Source organism: Okeania sp. SIO2F4, assembly GCF_010672385.1.
Lineage (GTDB): Bacteria > Cyanobacteriota > Cyanobacteriia > Cyanobacteriales > Microcoleaceae > Trichodesmium.
Window position 1 is genome coordinate 1 of the sequence record NZ_JAAHGT010000062.1, and the last position, 20,333, is coordinate 20,333.

At 34.9% G+C, this 20,333-nt stretch carries 12 protein-coding genes; 3 read left to right on the plus strand and 9 right to left on the minus strand.

Annotated elements, in window-relative coordinates; all coding sequences use genetic code 11:
* Window positions 1–163 precede the first annotated feature (163 nt).
* The 7 genes from F6K22_RS06465 to F6K22_RS06495 form a co-directional block, all read right to left on the minus strand.
* Window positions 164–1,042, minus strand: a complete 879-nt coding sequence (locus tag F6K22_RS06465) for an alpha/beta fold hydrolase (protein WP_293094802.1) — start codon at window positions 1,040–1,042, stop codon at window positions 164–166.
* 1,131 nt (window positions 1,043–2,173) lie between these two features.
* A complete protein-coding gene (locus tag F6K22_RS06470; protein ID WP_293094805.1) occupies window positions 2,174–2,539 on the minus strand; it encodes a DUF1815 family protein in 366 nt (121 codons plus the stop codon).
* Between the two features lie 908 nt (window positions 2,540–3,447).
* A complete protein-coding gene (locus tag F6K22_RS06475; RefSeq protein ID WP_293094808.1) occupies window positions 3,448–3,660 on the minus strand; it encodes a DUF2839 domain-containing protein in 213 nt (70 codons plus the stop codon).
* 780 nt (window positions 3,661–4,440) lie between these two features.
* Window positions 4,441–5,955 (minus strand): helicase C-terminal domain-containing protein, encoded by a 1,515-nt coding sequence (locus tag F6K22_RS06480; RefSeq protein ID WP_293094811.1) that lies wholly within the window; start codon window positions 5,953–5,955, stop codon window positions 4,441–4,443.
* A gap of 5 nt (window positions 5,956–5,960) precedes the next feature.
* Window positions 5,961–7,490, minus strand: coding sequence for a pentapeptide repeat-containing protein (locus F6K22_RS06485; protein WP_293094815.1), 1,530 nt, complete (start codon window positions 7,488–7,490; stop codon window positions 5,961–5,963).
* An 869-nt stretch (window positions 7,491–8,359) separates the two neighbouring features.
* Window positions 8,360–9,910, minus strand: coding sequence for a pentapeptide repeat-containing protein (locus F6K22_RS06490; protein ID WP_293094818.1), 1,551 nt, complete (start codon window positions 9,908–9,910; stop codon window positions 8,360–8,362).
* 937 nt (window positions 9,911–10,847) lie between these two features.
* Window positions 10,848–12,401 (minus strand): pentapeptide repeat-containing protein, encoded by a 1,554-nt coding sequence (locus F6K22_RS06495; RefSeq protein ID WP_293094821.1) that lies wholly within the window; start codon window positions 12,399–12,401, stop codon window positions 10,848–10,850.
* Window positions 12,402–12,917: 516 nt separating this feature from the next.
* On the opposite strand from F6K22_RS06495, the gene F6K22_RS06500 reads away from it, so the two are divergent.
* Window positions 12,918–13,766: a prephenate/arogenate dehydrogenase gene (locus F6K22_RS06500; RefSeq protein ID WP_293094832.1), complete on the plus strand. Its 849-nt coding sequence runs from the start codon at window positions 12,918–12,920 to the stop codon at window positions 13,764–13,766.
* A gap of 798 nt (window positions 13,767–14,564) precedes the next feature.
* Here the strand turns inward: F6K22_RS06500 and F6K22_RS06505 are convergent.
* Complete coding sequence (locus F6K22_RS06505; protein WP_293094824.1) at window positions 14,565–15,602, minus strand: AI-2E family transporter; 1,038 nt, start codon at window positions 15,600–15,602, stop codon at window positions 14,565–14,567.
* Window positions 15,603–16,498: 896 nt separating this feature from the next.
* On the opposite strand from F6K22_RS06505, the gene F6K22_RS06510 reads away from it, so the two are divergent.
* Complete coding sequence (locus tag F6K22_RS06510) at window positions 16,499–16,972, plus strand: hypothetical protein (protein WP_363272974.1); 474 nt, start codon at window positions 16,499–16,501, stop codon at window positions 16,970–16,972.
* A gap of 358 nt (window positions 16,973–17,330) precedes the next feature.
* Here the strand turns inward: F6K22_RS06510 and F6K22_RS06515 are convergent, their stop codons facing one another.
* Window positions 17,331–17,882, minus strand: a complete 552-nt coding sequence (locus tag F6K22_RS06515; RefSeq protein ID WP_293094827.1) for a peroxiredoxin — start codon at window positions 17,880–17,882, stop codon at window positions 17,331–17,333.
* A 1,870-nt stretch (window positions 17,883–19,752) separates the two neighbouring features.
* Here F6K22_RS06515 and F6K22_RS06520 point away from each other — a divergent pair.
* On the plus strand, window positions 19,753–20,333 hold a 581-nt coding region (locus F6K22_RS06520), incomplete at its 3' end, for a peptidylprolyl isomerase (protein WP_293094830.1).

A 20,333-nucleotide genomic window follows, 5' to 3' on the forward strand; every position in this document is an offset into this window, starting at 1 on the left:
GTGGAGCGACTGTAAGACCTTCTGGGAGTAAATCTCGTCAGGCGGGTGCATTGAAGCAGAAAGTCCCTAGCATCACTGTTAGGGAATCCCGCGCTGTCTCGTGAGAGCAGCGTCGGGAGGATGTCAATATACTTATATATGCTCATACAAACCTATTTTTTGATTATTTTTTCCCAAAAAAATTCAGCAACTCTCGATTTACTGTGTGGGGTACTTCTTGTTGTATCCAATGACCACACTCAGGAATAACTTTTAACCAGAAAGGAGCAGCAATTAATTTATCTAAACCTTCTGTAAGTTTTTGACTTAAAAAATAATCTTCTTTACCCCATAAAATTAAAGTAGGTGCTGTAATTTTTTCTGGCTTAGGGTTGAAGTTTTTCAGCCAGTTTTGAGGCAAAAGAAATTGACGATAGTGATTAATTGCAGCGACTAAAGCTCCTGGTTTCTCTAAAGCTGCTTGATAAATCTGAGTAATTTCAGCAGTAAAGGCGCTTTTGCGAATTGCTTGTCCTTGGAAAACTCCTTTAATAAATTCTCCTAAGTTTTGCTGAATTAACCATTCTGGAATTCCAGGAACTTGAAAAGCTAATATATACCAACTTCTGCGTATTTGATCTACATTTCCTGCCAGTTCTTGAATCAGTTTTTGTGGATGAGCTGCATTCAAGATTGCTAGACGGTTTAAGTATTGAGGAAATTTTTGAGCTAGATGCCATGCGATCGCCCCTCCCCAATCATGGCCAACAATATGTGCCTTAACATAACCTAAACGTTCAATTAGTCCCCGAATATCAGCAGCTAAAGTATCCAAGTCATAACCATTATCTGGTTTATCGGAATCATTGTAGCCCCGTAAATCTGGAACTACAACCTTGAAATAACGGGCTAATGCGGGCATTTGATAGCGCCAAGAATACCAGAATTCTGGGAAACCATGAAGGAGTATGACTAATTCTCCCTCACCTTGAGTAACACAATGTAGGCGGATATTATTGGTGTCTACAAAGAAATGTTGCCATTGAGATTCTAGAGGACTCATAGTTTGCAATCAACTCTCCTATTTTGCCAGACCTCTATATACTTCATTAATAGTAATTTGTGTCCAGCTAATGTTAAATTTTTAACTTAATTTATATCTATAGATTAACATCCGGTTAAGCTACATTGTCAGCTTACTAAACAATTAGCTTTTCCTCTCTGGATTACAGCAATTATTAGGTTGCAAATTTTTATACTTATAGAACTTACCCAAAGAAACCCGGTTGCTATGAGAAATTGTTTGTTTTAACAATATATATTTAGGAAAATATATTTAAGAAAAAACTGGGTTTCTGGATTCCCGTCCGTAAGTCCTGACTTGCTTAAGAGTATTGGCCAAATCTGTAATAATAATGGCACTGGTCATTTCCCTTAGCCTCCTAGGGTCAGAACTGAGTTTTTCATGTCGCGTAGCGTTTTCCTACGGAACATGAAAAACGAAAAAGTTGTGCGGTAGCAAAATAGTATCTCCAGCAATTAGGGAGGCTTGAAAATCGAAATTTTCTTTTTCATTCCCTTGGATAGTCAAAAAAGCTGTAGTTCTGCTGTGCCAGAACTTTCCTATCGGAATGCTTTTCATGTCGCTGCGCGAAACGCAAACGCACTTTGCTGGGGCATAACTTCGCACTTCGGCGACTCGGCAACTTGAATTGCGGAGCGACTTTGCCAGAGCAGGTTTCTCTTGTCTCGAGTCCTGAAGGGAACGCTATATCGAATCGACCAAGAGAAAAGAAATATTTTTCCTTTGAATTAATCCTTTTCTTTTTCTTGTAGAGAATCTAATTCTAGATTATAGATACAGTAAATTTCTAGAAATATTAAATCTGGGTTATAAGAGTTTCAAAAAATACTGCTACAAAGTATTTTCTTCTTAGAAGTCAGGAGTCAGAATCACAGATTCAAGAAGTATGGATTCATAACATTTTTCTTGATTAGAGTCAAATTGCTGCTAATGAATTAAACAAAGCCACCATGAGTTTAATAAATTCTTTATTCCACCAATTCTATAATTTCAATTACAAGTCTACAGTTGGCAGAAAGTCTGTTAAAAGTTTTGCACTTATTCTAATGTAACTATCTTTTTTGAATTTAGTATTACAACCACTAGGTCTAACCCAGGATAACTATTAGACTAAATGGCCTTATTCAGGCTTAGATCTTCCTGCCGAAGTTGATTGGGTTTTTGAGAAGGCTGAATCTGATTTTTCAGCAAATTAGCTAGTTCTTGTAGCTGGCTAATTGCTTCAGCTCCTTCTAATTTCATTAATTCACGGTCATCTCGCATCTCTGTCCATGTAATGCCATAATCTGATACGAGAAAGCGAATCAGATGATTTTCTCCCAGGCTGACCATAAATGATGCACTATTCATTTGACCTCCACAAGTGTAACAGGATGCCAAATATCCTCTATTCTCTAGCACAATTGCCAGAGCTTGTAAATTCATTACTAGGTCTTGTACAAATTGACGATGTTGTTCTGCAAGTCTCTGAAACACAATTATCCTCCTATCACCACACCCTTATATTTTAGACTTTGTTAAGTTTTTATAAAATTTTGGTGTTTAACTTATGAAATAGTATAAACCTAATTATCTTTTCTCGCATATCTCTCAAATGGCCTTTAATACCATATATCTTAGGCTAACTGATAGGATTTTTGAGCAAAGTATCAACTACAACATTCAGCTAAATGCTTGTATTTTCTAGACTCAAACCATTAAATTTAGTTCCTGAAATCAGCGAGTGAGAAACTCAAATTGTGAAATTATATAAATAATTAATTATCCCTATAAGTCAAACAGTATCTAGACAAATTAATAGCTATAAGCAAGAGTTATTAATAGCAATCCGATAGTAATTTTATTTAACCAAATAAAATCTAAGTTTTTCTAGGGTATTTTGGATTGTTGTTAATTTGGAATTATTTGAGACTTTGTCTAAACAAAATATTTGGACTCAATCAAGATTTAGGGATATCAAATCATGTTGATGGCTATTTATTTTGTTAATTTCAGTCTAATCCAATCACTTCAAGTTATAAATAACAAATGTTTACTTTAGCTAGCCACTGTTGAATATTTGATTTATTCAGTCGTTTTTGACACCTATTCATTAGGAATTAATCTGCGCTCAAAATTATCATTATTGGCAAAATATTCTCACAAATTCTATCTTGATTTTCTATTTAATAAATGTTAAAAAAATTAGCCAAGATTAATTAATATTGATTTTGGCTAAATTATAAGTACATATTCATTTTCATTAATTTAATCAAGTCAATATCCTTGGGAAGATTTTTGAGTATCTTAGCAAAAAAACTAATTTTATTAATCTTTAGCAAATTTAAAATCAGGAATTAGTTAAGATTTTTTTTGAACTTTTATCTAGCTTCGTAGACCAAAAGTTATTCAACTTGCCACCATCCAAAAGCCGGACCAATAAATCTAACTGTTAACCAGCCAAAAATAAGGAATCCAATACCAATCCATGCACCAGTTGTAGTTAACTGCATAAATTGTTGACTTTGACTTTTAGTAATTGGCAGCCAAGAAATAAACCGTGTTTCTTGACCGTACTCTTCTCCTAGTGCTTCTTTACGACGCTTTGCTTCACCCATAAATTATCTCAACCTTTATTCAGTAATTTATATCTAGATCATAACAATAATTATCAGTAAAAATAAAGTCAGTTTGTTAAATCTATGTAAAAAAAGTATCAAAAAAGTTTACTTTAAGAATTAGTTCTTAATCTATTTATTAATCAAGCAATAGTAAATTTATAGTAATCAAAATAATTGGGTCTTTAACCCCGCCTTCCAAGACGAAATGTTTTTGGAGGGTTGCTCTAATCCCCCTGGCAAAAGCAACTTCTGACTTCTGACTTCTGACTTAGTTAAGGTTATCCACCTTCGGTTAAGAGCCTCCTGTACAGCAGTAGTCGGTAGGGCGACATCAGGGAACCTTTGAATCGGAAATCAAATCTTTCAAGTCCACCCTTGGGTTTCATACCCAAAACTCTACATCATACAGCAATTTGCTCAGAGTTGAATTCCCATACTCAATTAATCCTACTCCCTACTCCCTATTCTTTCTTCAAGTCATAGCAGTCGAAGCATTGGGGGCGGACATTACTAGGGGGTTGTTTGCGCAACATTTCCTCACCGAAAACTTAGTCAGATATTACTTCTGACTTCTGACTTCGGTAGCTCGCCAATCCGAATGCTCCCCTATCTGATACCAATTCACTTTAAAGATGTCACAAATAGTTTCAAACTTTAAATGTCAAATAATTGCCTCAAACCTTTCTCTTGTAAAAGTTTTTAGCCTATCCAATCTAACTTCAGAATTCAGAATTCAGAATTCTGAATTCTGTGAAATGGTATGACTTGCAGATAGTGCTATAACCATGTAGTATCTAAGTAATCAATTTTGGCAAAGGGACTAAAAGCTGCTAAAACTTGCTTGCCATAACTACGATGAATCACACGACTATCCAACACAGTAACGACACCTTGAGATTCTCGCACAGAAGCAATAGCACGTTGCAACTCTTGTAGTGCCTTTGGTAAAAGGTATAATCTAAACCAATCTAAACCCCGTTGCTTATAAAAATTTACTCGTCCAGATACCAACGGATGTTCCAAAGATGGAAGGGGCAAAGTAGTAATTATCAATAATTTAGGTGCTTTAAGTTCTCTTTGATGTTCCTGCCAAAACTCCCAACCAGTAATTAAAATTCCATTTTCTTCAGGAGAAACAGTTTCCACTTGAACTCGAGAACCAAATTCAGAGGCAAAAATAGCACCCACTTGATTTTTAAGTGGTATATCTCCAATGAGGATGACTATTAATCCATCTATAGCACTAGAACTGATATACAATAAAGTCCGAATTTCTGCAATTAATGCTGCTTGAAATTGAGGTGTATTTGGCATTGGTAAGCCATTGGGCAAATATAGTTGAATCATCTCATTGCGACGATCGGGGGAAAATTTAACGCAGGTTAGATCCCCTAGTCCCATCATCTGTCTGTAGCTATAAGCTTTCACTTCTAGGTCTAATGCTCCTCCAATAATCACAACAGGTTGTTGAGTCCAGATATTCTTGAGAGCTTCAGATAAATCATAAGGAGTGCAGTATAAAGAAAACGATCCTCTCTGGCGATGAATTTCTGCCCACCTGAGTTGTCCATTGCTTTGCCACTGAAACCAAAAATCATTATTCAAATGCTCACGAGGTAATGACAAACTTTCGATGAGATTTTGTAAAATCTGTTGCTCATGTTTTTCAATCAAGTAGCAACTGTAGGGATTAACTGGATGTTGGAAGAGCGATCGCGTTAAGTTTATCCTTGTCTGACGAATTAAGTCAGCTTGAGCAGAATAAACTTCCATCAGTTGATTCCAGTCAGTAGGGAAAAAGCTAGTGGTTAAATAATTTTGTACCCAAGTTTCTAAATTATCTGCCCAATCAATAATTGTCGGAATACCTTTAGAAAATTGGTTATCCTGACATTGGCTAACTAACCAAGCTTCGGGCGTCATCAGTAGTAGTCCATTAAAATCATGGTCTTGTGGCGGATAGGTTTGGATTGCTTTGTTGGGAAGTAATGGACTAATCTGAGAGTGGTTTGCCAGTAATCTGGGAATTTCAACAGTTAGTAAATGTTCTTGTACTGGCTGAGGAGCGACTAATATTGTTTTTCTTGGCCACATTAAGATTGGTAGCAGATAACTTAATTGATATTGTTGATTATGGCTACCTGGTGGAGAAGCTGTTTGAATTAAGGCACTACGCCCAAGTCGCAAAGCTCTTGCTACTAGCCGTGCCATTGTTAAATTATGAGGCCAGTAAGGTTGATTTTGCGATTGCAGGAAATTTAGCAGGGATTGATGGACTTCTACTTCGATCACAGATTTTAACCAAAGTGATAAAAGCTATTAATAAAATCAGCTACCTTATTATCAGGGGGCAAAGAGAATTTTTGTTCATCTATATGTTCATCTATATTTTTACAGATTTTTTTCCCAAAGTCTGGATTGCTACTTACTACTAAACTTTTACCACTTGAATTATTTAAAATTAACTGAGTAGGGGCTGAAAAAAAAGTAATATTGCTTCTAACAGACTCAATAATTTTTTTAATTCTCGGATTTTTTTGGATGATTTGTTCCATACCAATTTCTAATTCTAATATTTTGGTATTGATTTTTTGTAAAGGGTAATTTTTGACAATTTCTATAATGTTAACTTGAGATTTTTTAGCATCAGCAAAAGGTAATATAGCTATAAATGCTAGTATAAATAACAGTTCATCACTGTCTACTCTAAAATTCACAATAGTTCTTTGGTAGTTAACTTCAATACTGGGAGGACGGTTAATAAAATCGTAATCCTTAGCCAAGTGATAGTAAGTTGTAGTAAGAGCAACATTAGCTTTCAGGTCTAAATTTGAATCAACAATAATTTGAACTATTGGGGATTTGTGGTTAAAAAATCTTTTGGATTCTGCTGATGATTTAAAGTGATAAACTTGACTACGATCTCCATCAGGACTCACATCAATCCATTCACAAACAATGTCTTCAGCCTTAAGATTTAATCTAGGAACTTCATAAAGTTTTGCTCCGGTTAAAATTGCTCCCGATAAATCTACTCCAACTAAATCAGCTCTGACTAAATTGGCTTCAGTTAAATCAGCATGAACTAAACTAGCATTAGTTAATTTTGTATTGGTTAAATTCGCTCCGCGAAGATTAGCTCCACTCAATTTAACATTACTGAGGTCGGCATCAGTTAAGTCAGCTCCATTGAGAATAGCCCACCTGAGATTAGCCCCATTAAATGTAGCATTCCTGAGATTAGCCATACTTAAGTGGGTTTGTCTCAATTCAGCATTGGTAAAATTAGCCTCTTCTAAATTGGCTTTTGTCAGATCGGCATTATGGAGGTCAGCTTTTTCTAGATTAGTTCTTTGTCCTAAAGCAAATCTGAGATTTACGCCACTCAGGTTAGTTTGACTTAAGTTAGCTTCTGTGATATTTGCTTCTCTCATGTCGGCACCACTGAGATTGGCTCGGCTAAGATTAGCCAGAGTTAATTCTACTCTAACTAATTCTCCTTTAACTAAGGTAGCTTCTACTAATTGAGCTTCACTCAGATTAGCTCGGACTAGATTGGCCACATTGAGAGTTGCTTGATTTAATATCGTCTTTTTGAGATTGGCGCCACTAAGACGCGCTATATTGAGATTAGCTTTAGTAAGATTTGCTTCACTGAGATTGGCACCACTGAGATTACAGACAAATAAAATAGCATTAGTGAGATTAGCTTTGCTTAAGTTCATCTGACTCAGGTTTACTTCTGTCAAGTTGATGGCAGCAAAATTTCTTTTTCCTTGTGTATATTTTTTAACTAATTCGTATCTTTTTAATATTTCTTCTGACATTTGTTATTGAGTAGTCAAGTTTACTGGATATAGCAATTCTTATACTGATGATGTACAAAATTCTAGTTGTTAGGTAATAGGGGGAACAAGGAAAAGGAAAGAAAAAAGAAAAGTGTACCTCACGCTTACTGAGAAACGCTATAGCTTTTTCAATTGTTTTTAAGATGATTATAATTAGAGACTGTTTGTAAAAGGAATATTAAATCCAGGCTTGGGGTGGGTTAGGCGACAATACCTATGCTCAGGAACTAAAGTCTTAACTGGGAGCCATAACCCGCTGAACATACCTCAGATTAAGCACTAAGCGCTATCTTAATCTTTGCTTGTTCATTCACTCTCTTAGGGCGTATTTGTCAATAAAAAATCAAACCTGTGTATAAGATGGGTAAAGGTTGGAATAAAGGGTTTTTGACTTCATTTGGGATAAATATCTACTGACATACCCCATTCTCTATTCCCTATAACCACAGTTTTGTAACATTCTTTAATCAAATTGGTATTAAATTAGGCTATTTTACAGATGTATCACTATGAGTACCATAAATTACAGAAGTTTTCATTTTAGTAGAACAAAGTAGGGACGTTCCATGGAACGTCCCTACAAGGGTTGTGGTTTTGACTATGTACTTCATCTACCTGAAAACCTCTATAAACAATTGATTCAGCTTTTTTCCCCCACACCTAATAGCAAATATTACTGATGTTTTCTTTGTTACTTGCCATTTTTCAAAGTAACTGACTTATGGCTTTTTAATTGTAACTTATGGCAAAAACAATATGTGGCAAAACTTTTGAGATTTGGTATTTTCGATCAAATTATTTTTTTTTGCCTCGCTCAGTTCCAAATGTTATACAGTAAAATCAAGTTATTAAGAAAAATTTTTGACAAATAATACTAAGCTTTTATGAAATTGTTGATTATCTATAAAAGAGTTGACTAAGTCTTCTTTATTTATGTTTTTTTTGATTAAATAATCAGATATTACTTGGATATAATCTAAACTATTTGTCAGGCAAAAATTTTGCCCTATTGAATTTATTATTCTAATTTTCAGCGGGGAACTAAAAAACTTTAAATTTAGTATTTGAAGAGGTTGGGTATTATTAGCTTTGAGTTCCTCAATTATTCTTTTCATTTTATTAAGATTTACCCTGATATTAGCAAAACGATTTGATGTTCTGACATCTAAATTTCTAGAGTAGTCTTGGGAAATTCGATCGATTAATTCTAAAAAATAATTTTGAGTTAATGTAGATACTTTAAATGGATAAATCATTAGATATGCAGTAGTAAATAACTGCTCATCTTTATCTACTCGAATTGATAATCGAGTTTTTTGAGAATTGACTTCGATATTAGGAGGTAATCCTAAAAGATTATACTGTTTATAAATTTGACGATAGATAGCAGCCAAAGCCAAATGAGAGTCAGGATCTAGAGGTGTATCAACTATAACTTTTACAGTTGGTTGAGTAGGATTAAAAAAAAGTTTAGATTTTTCTGGAGTCAAGTTGATAATTTTACTACCGTCACCATTGACACTCATATCAACCCAATCACAAGTAATATTTTTAGCAGTTATTTGAAATCGTGATACTCCATAGAGCTTAGTACCTGTGAGGGTTGCTGATGTTAAATCTGCTCCTTCGCAACTAACATGAATTAAATTACTTTTGGTTAAATCAGCATTAACTAAAATAGCATTAGATAAATTAGAATTATACAAGTTTCCACCATGTAAATTTACGTTATTGAGTATAGCTGAATCAAGATTAGCTCCACTCAAATTAGCTCCTGTTAAATCAGCCTCTGTTAAATTAGCTCCTTTAAAATTAGCCTGACTCAAATTAGAGAGAGAGAGATTAGCTTGTGTAAGTTCAGCATTATTAAAGTTGACTCCTCTTAAATCAGCTTTATTAAGATTTGCTCTATGTAAATTAGCTCTTTCTAGGTTAGAATTTGCTAGGCAAGAACTTCGTAAAAGGGCAGAATGTAAATCTACTAATTGTAGGTTAGCTTGTTTTAAAATAGCTTCTCTTAAATCAGCCTCTGTTAAATTAGCGCCTTTGAGATTAGCATTACTCATATTTGCTCGAATTAACTCTGCCCGAATTAGCTTGGCTTCTATCAATTCAGCATTGCTTAAATTAGCTTGAATTAGGTTAGCAAGGTTGAGATTTGCACCGTTAAGTTTAGCATGGATCAGATTTGTTTTAGTCAGTCTGGATACATTTAATTTGGCTCCATTCAGGTTAGCTTCACTAAGATTAGCTTCACTGAAATTAGTCAGATTTAATACTGCTTGACTTAAATTAATCTGATTGAGATCGACTTTGCTAAGATTTGCTTCACACAGAATAATACCTGTAAAGTTTTTTTCTCCTTTTGTGTATTGTTGAAGTATTTCTTCTCGATTCATACTTTTAGAATATATTTGACACTTGATTTTTTTGCCCGGAGCATAGATTTGAATAGCTAAAATATACTATTTTTACTTTGCTGCCTTTCTAGGGAACTAAAAAAATAAAATCCTTAATATTGTTTGACTTTGTTTTTTTGACATTATACAGTCTATTCCATATAAATGTGTTATAGTGATTATAGTAAATTGCCCTAACAAAAATAAAACGTTAATTTGATACTTCAAAAACTTGTATTAAAGTTACTTCTACTGTGGCTCAAATACCACAGAATGAACTGCAATATTATATTCATTTAATTGACAATAATAAAAAATATTGAATTAATATGTAAGCATTCAGCCATCAGCTATTAGCCAGCCTCTTCCAGAAGAACTGCGTTATCGGCTATTGATTAAGAGGAAGAGGTAAAATCAATTGAGAAATAGAGAAAGAATTAAAAGTTATTGCCAAAGTCAGCTCCTTTGAGCTTAAAAGAAATTATTCATTACTTGCTGTTAATAGAGTTACAACCCAGGAGGCTAGCTGACTGCTAATAGCTGAATGCTTACATTAATGTAGAGATTTTGTATGGAATATTTTCTGTTTATAATTAATTTACTTGAGATTATATCAGTTTGATAAATGTTGGCTACAAATCAAGTTAGCCCTGATAATCGCTGCTTATTTTTTGTACAAAGTTATTGATTTGATTGAAGTACAAAATAGATAATTTTTCTTACTTCTTTCTCACCTTCTTCCAATTTCGGTTCTTCCTTCTTCCTTACCTGTATTATTTGTAATATTATTTTTGTAGAATGCTATTATATGATAACGCTGTTTTTATTAATTAAGTTAAGTACCAAAAATCAACCTGGAAAGAGAAAAAAAATAATAGCCGATCAGCTAGTTATTCATACTGATTTTTCCTCAAAAATTTTTCTATAGAGATTAAATTTATGATTGATGAAAGCCATCAATAAAATCAATAATCGTATTAATAGAATATGGTTCTGTTTGAGGTAATTGAATTAAGGTTTCTACTTCACGATTTCTACGAACTTTATTTACTATTCGCTTACCAAATTTAGGATGATGGTAGAGATTAAATTTTTTACCACTGGAATTAATTATAGTTATTTTTGTTGCTGTCTGAAAAAATTTAATTCCATTGCAAAATTTCAGTAATGCTTTATCCTTCTTAATTTGATTAACTTGTTTAATTGATTTAGTTAAAACTGTACTTAACTGCCGAATTGTTTTAGCCACAACAGGAGTTAAATAATTTGTATCTTGAGAGTTAAGGATTTTCATAATACTAATAATACTCTGTTGGGTTTTAGCAAAATCATGAAAAGGTATAATAGCGATATAAGCAGTAGCGAATAGCTTTTCATCGCTGTTCATTTGAAACGATATAATTGTTCTACAAGAATTAACTTCTATACAAGGAGGTTGATTTAGCTGTGTTAAATATTTACTGAGTTGATAATATGTTGCAGCTAGAGCATAATTACTAGAAGTATCTAAAGGAGTATCAACAATAATCTTCACTTGAGGAAGAGTCTCATGAAAGAAACTTTTAATTTTCCCAGAATTGAGAGAATAAACTTGACTTTTATCTCCATTAGCACTTAAGTCAAGCCACTCACAGCTTACTGCTTCTGTTTTAATTCCGAGGCGAGAGGCACCAAAAATTTTTGCTCCTGTTAAAGTTGCCCCCGTTAAATCTACTCCAATCCAATCTACTTCAATTAAACGGGCACTTGATAAATTAGCATGAACTAGACTAGCATTTAAAAGGTTAGCTTGGGATAAATCTGCTCTACTTAGGTCAGCACCACTGAGTTTAGCATCATTGAGACTCGCCCACTTCAGTTGAGCACCACTTAAATCAGCCCAACGTAGGTTAGCCCCACTTAAATCAGCCCCATTCAAATTAGCACCAGTCAGATTAGTTTGTCTCAATTCAGCACCACTAAGGTCAGCACCGCTAAGGTCAGCACCACTAAGGTCAGCTCCTTGCAAGTTAGCTTCTATTAAATTAGAGCCTGTAATAGAAGCAAAACGCAAGTTAGCTCCCTTTAAATTAGCACCACTAAGATTAGTTTTTCGGAGTGTAGCTTCAACAAGACTAGCTCCACTTAAATCAGCTAAAGAAAGATTTGCCCCACTTAATTCTGCTCTAATCAACTCTGCTCTAATCAATTTAGCCCCAATTAATTGAGCTTTTTTCAAATTAACTAAAACTAGATTAGCTACATTTAAATCAGCACCATTTAAGTTTGTCCCACTGAGATGCGCACCATTAAGTTTAGTAATATTAAGTTTAGCTTTACTAAGATTAGAATCCGTTAAATTTGCACCACTTAGGTTGGCAACACTGAGGTTAACTCCGCTAAGATTTGCCCCACTCAGATTAATCCCAGTGAGATTGGCCTCAAAAAGATTGAGGTCAGTAAAATCTCTTTCACCAGCAGCATATTTTTCTTGAAGTTCTTCAATTATCATTAGGGCGCACCCTTGTATCATCATAAAAAATCGGTAAATGGGAAAAGTGCCTATTTTAACGGCTGGATGGAAACGATGCGACGGGCAATAAAGCGTAGTCCAAATTCGTGTTATGATTAACTCCAAATACACGAAGACCTCGTATGGCATGGTGAAAGCCCGATATCTAGTGGACGATCCACGTTAAAGGGAGCTAGCCGAAAAGGTGGCTCGGTGCTTGCCAGCACTATGTTTCCAGCCGTTAGACAGCACGTTGTAACGAGCGAGCGAGTGAATCAAGCAACAACTTAAAAAGCAGCCTCAATGGTCTTTGACCGGAGAGAGTAGTGGCAATTGGCACCGCCTAGTAGGGGCGATTCGCGAATCGCCCCTACTGCTCCATTCCTACTACGGTACGGTGCTGGCAATGTGGCCGTTTCGAGCAATGTGGAAATCGTGGTTTTAACCCGATAGAAAGCTCCTAGTAACGAATCCACGGGACTTTAGTCCTTGGAGTGTCAAACCCATTACATTATGATTAATATAGGTATTGTTGGATTAGGTTTAATTGGTGGCTCGGTCGGATTGGATTTAAGATCTCTAGGTTATCGTGTTCTTGGGGTATCTCGTCGAGAACAAACTTGTCAAAAGGCAATTGCTCTTGGAGCTGTTGATGAAGCTAGCTTGGAACTATCTTTACTATCTATTGCTGATTTAATATTTATCTGTACTCCCATATCCAGTATTATTCCTACTCTAGAACAACTTATTCCCTTTCTTTCTCCCTCTGCAATTCTAACTGATGTGGGTTCTGTTAAGACACCTATTGTGGAAGGTGTTTCTCAAATTTGGCCGAATTTTGTAGGTGGACATCCCATGGCGGGCAAAGCAGAAAGTGGGATTGAAGTAGCTCAGTTAGGTTTATTTAGGGATAGACCTTATGTGCTGACTCCTACTAAAAATACTCCCCTAGAGTCTGTAGAGAAAGTTGAGGCAATAGCTAGGTTGCTCCAGAGTCAAGTTTTCTTTTGTGACTCCCAGGAACACGATCGAGCTGTTGCCTGGATCTCTCATTTGCCTGTGATGACCAGTGCTAGTTTAATTTCTGCCTGTATGAGTGAGACTAATCCTACTGTTGTTAAGTTAGCACAGGAGTTGGCTAGTTCTGGTTTCCGTGACACTAGCCGGGTGGGAGGGGGCAATCCAGAGTTAGGACGAATGATGGCCCAATATAATCGTCTAGAGGTGTTGCGATCGCTCTACTCTTTTCGTGACCAAATTGATGGATTTATTCAAGATATTGAACAAGAAGATTGGCAGACTATTGAAGAAAAATTAAGGTATACGGAGCAAAATAGAAGACTATTTTTGCAGAATGAAAGTTGATATTGAATCAGGAGTCAGGAGACAGGAGTCAGGAGACAGAATGAATTAGTTTGGGATTCAAAATATAGCAATATTATTTGAGTTGTGAGATATTGTAAACTTTTAGAGAATAGGGAACAGGAAACAGGGAACAGACAAGAAAGAAAAAAGTAAGCATTGAGCTATCAGCAATAAAATCCAGTTCTTAAAGCTATCCATGATAGAGTTTTATATTAAGAAAGATGTTTATAAAGTATAGCCTTAAGGGCGGGGTTTAAATTTCCCACCAAAAACAATAGCTGATAGCTGATAGCTGACGGCTGAATGCTTACAGAAAAAACTAATATAAATTAATCCAATAACCCCTATTTTCTCAATTTTTAGGCAGCAGTAAAATTCTCACATTTGATTTCTGATTGCTATATATAACAATCCTAAACTAGAAATAAACTCTGAAACTGTTCCCCATTATCTATTGCCTATTCCCTAATTACCAAAAAGTGACAAGATTTTTGACACAAATAAAATAGGATTGCTATTCAGAAATAGTATTATAGCAATCCTAAATAGGTTGTCACCAGTTTGATAATAGACATCTCCAAAAATAAAAAATAAAATCAATTATCGTACATAAATTATCAGTTCTTTCCCCCTCCATACCTATTCGCTATTCCCTATTCCCTATTCCCTCTTTTCTGGAGATGTCTAATAGTTAAATTCAATTGAAATCCTTTGAAATTATGACTCCTGACACCTGACTCCTGACTACCACCAAAATACTACAACTAAAATAGGATTGCTATTGACTTGTTGATTTTCCTATGGATTAAATTCTGCATAGTAGCGGAGATAATTAACAGTATTTTTGACAAAACCTGCCACAGGTACAGTGATTAATAAACCTAAAACTCCCCATACTTGCGCTCCCACTAATAAACTCAGTAAAATCCAGACAGGATTAAGACCTGTAAACCCTCCTAGTATTCTGGGTGCAACAAAATTTTCAATTGCTTGTTCGATTAAAACTATCACAATTAAAACTTTTATTCCGAGCCAAAAATTTTCTAAAGTTATTAATAAACTGACAAGAGTTACACCCAAAGCAGTACCAAAAGGAACTAGAGTCATAAACCCAATTCCTATGCCAAATAATAAACCAAAAGGAGTTCCTAAAAACAATAAACTTACGGTCATAGAAACACCCATCAAACAAGCTAGTGTTGCTTGACCAATAAAATAATTTTCAAAGTTTTGTCTAAATGATTTACGGATGTGAATCTCTAGGTGATTAGGCAGCCAATTAAATATCCCATTCCACAGGCGATCGCCATGTAGCATTAGATAAAAAGTAATAACTATGGTGATTAAAATATCAAAAATTCTACCTACTGTATTAACAACAAAACTAATAATTTCTCCTGTGATATCTTGCAATTGAGAAGATAAACTTTCTGTAAATTGATTTGTCCAAACTGTGAAATTAATCGGTAATTGACGCTTAGATGCCCATTGGTCAAATAATTCTAATTGTTGATTTCCAGATTCGAGCCAACTAGGAAGTTTTTCAATAAATCCCGTAAGTTGTTCTAATAGTAGGGGAATCAGAATAATTCCCAAAACTAATATAATTACTAATGCTACTAAAAATACTAAAATAACTGCTCGGTTTCTTTTAACTCCATGTCTCTGCAAAAAAAGCACTGGGTAATCTAACAAAAATGAGAGTAATGTTGCAGAAACAGCGATTGTAATTATCCGACCAAAATATTGGAATATTTGTAGTAAAGCCCAACCATTTATTACAATTATTGGTAATGCTAAGTACCAAAATAATCTTTTATTAAGTAAGTTCAGCATAAATTAGTTTTTATAGGGAGTAGGGAGTAGGTCATTTCAGTTATTAGTTATAAGTTATCAGTACGTCAGTATATCTCATTAATATGAAAACCGTTACAAGTAGTTGTGGAAAATAAATTTCCTAGTTGAGAGAGGCAATAGGCACTATTGCTACAGGCAAAAGAGAGTCAGTAGGATGTGTAATTAATTTTGCATAGGCACTTATATCAATAGTCAAAATTTGTTAAAACTGACTAAATTTGTAAATAGGAGTTATTTATTAATAACTGCTGCTATGAGGTTCGGAATTAATTCTCAAATTTGCTAAGAATAAAATTAATTATTGAAGAGGTAAAAAATGGCTTTCAGTAATTTCAAAACTATTGGTGAGGTTCTTAAAATATTTCAAGTTACCTACACCGAATAGAATTTTATCAGGGAAATAACCTTTGCTATTTGTGATTACTTCCGTGAAGATTTAGAACTTACCGAAAAATTAAGGTTTAAACCCTCTCATGAGCAAGGAGAAAAAGCGGTCGGAAAGCGCAGCATTCCGTCAGGATGGGATGGCGAGGTTTCCGTTCCCTCCGGGACGCTACGCGAACTTCGAAGCTTTGCGAAGCGCAAACGCTTGCCGACCATCGACCAAGAGAGCGGTCGTTTGCGTTAGAGAAGCTCCTGTGCAAGAGGCAGCATGACCTAGGATGGGATGGCAAGGTTTCCCGCTCTTTCAGAGCCGCGTTTCATGTCGCGTTTGCGCAATTATTCCGTAGGAAAGCGAAACGCTTTTCAAGTCGCTCCGCTAAACGCCATATCCAATCTCCCCTTGAGAACCAAAAAATTCCTTTTAACCAATCCTCAATGTTTTAAGAAGAGGTAATTATTAATTATTAATTATTAATTATTAATTATTTAACATGGGGGATGGTGTTGTTGATAATTCAGAATTTGCTATTTGTGAAAATCTTATTTATCCCATTCTCAAAGAAGTTTGGAAAATCTACCGCCAAGATTTTATTTTATGGAGTCATAAATCTTTAAGTTGTGGTGAACAATTATCAGGATTCCCTGAATATATTTTAGCTAAATGTTCGCCTTTGGGTAAGGTTGTCTTTGATCGACCACACTTTATTTTAGTTGAAGCTAAACAAGACAATTTTGAAATGGGTTGGGCACAATTTTTAGCAGAGATGATTGTTGCTCAAAAATTAAATTCAGAAAATAGAGTTATTGTTTTTGGTATTGTTTCTAATGGTACAACATGGCAATTTGACAAATTTACTAGAAATATTACTCCTTTTACTATCTATGAGTTAGATAAATTATTTGCTGTAGTAAATTTTGTCTTTAAACAATCTGAAATACAGTTAAATAATTTAGTTGTAATGTAAGCATTCAGATATTAGCAGTCAGCTATCAACAATTAATAATGAATAATTATTGTTAGCATTAAGGAAGAGTAGTTCAGTAGTAAATTTTTATTCTCTCTCAATTGATAAATTTCTTTTAGCTCGTCCTATTATTAATAGCTGAAGGCTGAATGCTTATGTTGTAATTTAGTTAGGTTAGTGAAGAAGTTTAAGATTATAGAGATGTTTAATTAAACATCTCTACTGTAATTATGATTTTACAAAATTTGATATAGCTAAGAAAGAATTGGTTAGGACATAGACTGATAATAAATCTTAGACTAGGAAATGTTTTTCCAACTGTTCCCTATTCCCTATTCCCTATTCCCTGCTATATTAATTAACTCTGCTGCAACTCATCTAAACGTGCCAAAACTTCTTGACTATGAATAGGTGGTCTTACTCCTAGAAAAATCTCCTGCAAAATCCCATCTGGGTCGATAATAAAACTATGCCTCATTGAAAAAAAGTTTAGCCACGAACCGTAAGTTTTACTAACACTTCCATCCGTATCAGCTAACAATGGAAATTTTAAACCTTCAGAATCACAAAATTCTGCGTGGGAGTCTATATCATCTGCACTAACACCTAAAATTTGAGCATTTCTAGAAATATATTTTGGTAAATCTTGTTGGAACCTACGCGCTTCAATTGTGCAACCAGAGGTAAAATCTTTAGGGTAAAAATAAAGCACTACCCACTCACCACGATAATCTGATAAAGAAATTTCCCCATCCCCTGTATTAGTGGGTAGGGTAAATTCTGGTGCTGGTTGGTATAACTCAGGTAGTTTACCCCCAAGTGCCCAAACATTGGGGATAAAGTTAAACCAAGTTATCAAAGCTAGACAAATAGCAAAAAATATGGTATTAAAATGCCGACGAGATGTCATAATTTATGATGAAAACTCTACTTCATATAAGTTTACATAAATTTGGGAACAAATTCTCTGTGGAAAATTGTCGATATATTTTCCTCTTTAGATGAGCATCTAAATAGTTTGTCAAGATTGATTTGATGGGTAAGCTATTATAGCGCTACTTGAATCGGGAATAGGGAACACTTAACTGGGAACAGTAGACTATCAAAGGGTTTCAAGATTTAGAAATGTCCGTGCCCTTTGCTTCAACTGCTATAAATTCTCTCCCTTGTCTTTCTAGTAATTGTCTTAATGGTACTTAGACATTTTTGGGCGGAAAAACTGCTTGAAAGCCAGTCTAGACAAGGGAATTACGTCAATGCCTTAAAAATGGCTAAAACCCGTGCTTATAAAGGATTTATACCTTTTTGACGTAAAAGCCTCTCCCTGTCTATATTTGAGCTTATTTTTAGCTGCTATTTTGTGTAAGTCCCGTTAACCAATCATTTGAAAATTGACTAAAAAATAATGTCTCAAGCTTCCTCTAGGATAGGGGATGAAAAAAATTAACGATGGTGGTGCATAGTAATAGTATAGAAAGTGTGGGGAGTGTAGGGAGTGTGGGGAGTCTGGGAAAAAAATGTATATTCTCACCATTACTATGCAGGACTACCAAATTAACTTCAGTATTCAACTATTGCGCAACAGTTTTTAGATTTCAGATAAATTGCTCAGGGTAGCGATCGCCTATATTTAATTTAGATTGATAATTAATTCAACTATTGCGCAACAGTTTTTAGATTTTAGATAGAGTCGAAAGGGTAGCGATCGCCTATATTTAATTTAGATTGATAATTAATTTAACTATTGCGCAACAGTTTTTAGATTTTAGATAGAGTCGGAAGGGTAGCGATCGCCTATATTTAATTTAGATTGATAATTAATTTAACTATTGCGCAACAGTTTTTAGATTTTAGATAGAGTCGAAAGGGTAGCAATTGCCTATATTTAATTTAGATTGATAATTAATTTAACTATTGCGCAACAGTTTTTAGATTTTAGATAAATTCGGAAGGGTAGCAATTGCCTATATTTAATTTAGATTGATAATTAATTTAACTATTGCGCAACAGTTTTTAGATTTTAGATAAATTCGGAAGGGTAGGGATAGTGCTACGCACCGCTACGCGATCGCCTAATAGAACTTCTGCTTCATAAAACTGATACAAAGCGTCACAAGAAGTGACAAATTGATGTTTACTTCCTGTCTCTTGGTCAGCATTCCCTCACAGGAGTGCGCGTTCCGCAAGCGAGCTGTCGGCGGCGCGGGGTCGCACCGCTTGGGTCTTACGCGCCCCGAGGGGTCTTACCGCCTTCTACTGAGGCCGTGGGCGGTTACTCATCCACAGGCATTGACGGGTTTTGCAATGGCCGCATCTGTTAAGTCTATACCTAAATTTCAGTCTTTGTCAATAGACATTATTATTCATTTGGTTCTCTTGCCCCTCACTGCGCTTTTGAGGGTAACGAGGGGGATTTTGCCAGAGGTCTAATAGATTAAATCCCAGAAATGTTTAAGCAGCTCTTAGTGCAGAAGATACACTCTTTACCCTCGTTACTAATGCGTGAACATAACTACCGTATTATATCGCGCTCATTGCGTAAATTGTTAACTAAGTCGAAACTCCATGAAGTTACACTTAAATAGGATTTGTTGAAAAAAGTATGCATGGGTTTGGGTAGGAGTCAGGAGTCAGGAGGAACAGGAATTATAGAGGAGGTAGGAATCAGAATTTTCCCTTGGTTTTTCTGTGGCATTAGTATTTATAGTATTGAGGGAGAATTAAAATTTATTCTATAATAAATAATTTGTCAAAAACCTTTCTGATTAAATTAGATAAAAATGGAAGAAAATTTACCACAAATATCCGGTCTAGCAACAGTATTAATGGTTATTGATAATCAAATAGTTACCATTGAAATTGATGGATTTAATGCACCAATAACTGGAGGTAATTTTGTTGACTTAGTAGAACGAAATTTTTATGATGGTGTGAGATTTCATCGCATAGAAAATCAACCACAATTTTCATTAGTTCAAGCAGGGGATCCTTTTAGTAGAAATCCAGATATTCCTATAGAAATTTTAGGCAGTAGTGATTTTGTCGATCCAATAACAAATCAATTTCGATTTATTCCTTTAGAAATTAAGCCTTTAGGGCTAGGACAACCAATTTTTTACAATCAAATAGTTTCTCCTCCTGTACAATTGCCAAATGTAACAGGTGCTATTGGAATGGCTCGTACAGAGATTTTAAATTCTGCATCTTCTCAATTTTATATTCTCTTAAACGATGCACCAGTATTAGATGGTGGATTTGCCATATTTGGTAATGTAATAGATGGGTTAGATGTCATAGAAGAAGTAGAATTAGGTGATAGTATTACTGCTGCTAGAGTTACCCAAGGAATAATTCCTAGTCG